This window comes from Methylobacterium goesingense (assembly GCF_022179225.1).
Taxonomy (GTDB): Bacteria; Pseudomonadota; Alphaproteobacteria; order Rhizobiales; family Beijerinckiaceae; genus Methylobacterium; species Methylobacterium goesingense.
This window is the reverse complement of sequence record NZ_BPQL01000236.1, coordinates 1-1,022: the sequence shown is the minus strand read 5'-3', so window position 1 is coordinate 1,022 and position 1,022 is coordinate 1. Positions and strand designations below refer to the sequence as shown.

Annotated in this window: 1 protein-coding gene; it reads right to left on the bottom strand. The window is 73.2% G+C overall.

The features are described from left to right. A partial coding sequence (locus MFF30_RS25485; RefSeq protein WP_238283037.1) for an HlyD family type I secretion periplasmic adaptor subunit occupies window positions 1-1,022 on the bottom strand: 1,022 nt, incomplete at both ends.

Genomic DNA, 1,022 nt, shown 5'->3' with positions numbered 1-1,022 from the left:
CTGGTCGAGGCGGACGTTGTCGATGTCCTGGGGCTGGATCTTGACCTCGACGGCGAGCTGGTCGGCCTCCGGCACGATCAGCATGGCGGGCTCGGCCGGGGTCACCAGACCGCCGACCGTGTGGACCGTCATCTGGTGGACGACGCCCGCCTGGGGGCTACGCATCTCCACGCGCTTCAGCTGGTCCTCGGCCGCCACGCGCTTCTCGCGGTACTCCGACCACTTGCCCCGGATCTCGGCCAAGTCCTTGCCGGTCTCGGTGCGCATGTCGCCGTCGATCTGCAGGATCTGCAACTCGGTCTCGGCGATCTTGCCGCGCGCCGAGGCGGTGGCGGCCACGAGCTGGCCGCGCTCGCCGTCGAGGCGGGCGGCGTCCCGCTCCAGGGCGTTGACGCGGGCGAGCGGCACCAGGTTCTTGGCGTAGAGCCCGCGCACGCCCTCGAGTTCGCCGGTGATGAAGCCGACCTCGCGGGCTTTCGCCGCGACCTGCTCGGTCAGGCCCTTGATCTCCTCGCGCAGTTGCAGGACGCGCTCGCGCAGCTGCGCCTTCTGGCCCTCGCGGGCGGCCAGACGCGCGGTAAACAGCCGGGTCTCGCCGTCGATCAGGTGGGCGACCCCCGGGTCGGCGTCGCGGCGCGCCAGGAGCTCGGGCGGGAAGGTGATCTGCTCGGCCCCGTCGCGCTCGGCCTCGTCGCGGGCGCGCCGCGCGGCGAGTTCGTCCATGGCCTTGAGGACGATGTCGAGGTTGGCCCGCACCTGCGTCTCGTCGAGGCGGATGAGCACGTCGCCGGCTCGCACCCGGGCGCCCTCGCGGACCAGCAGTTCGCCCACCACCCCGCCGGTGGGGTGCTGGACCTTCTTGACGTCGGACTCGACCACGAGCTGGCCCGGCGCGATCACGGCGCCCGAGATCTGCGTGAGGGTGGCCCAGCCCCCGACCCCGACGACGAGGAGCACCCCGAGGCCGAGGCCGAGCGCGAGGTGGCGGCGGATCGAGCCGTGGGCGGTGGGGCGGGGGAGGG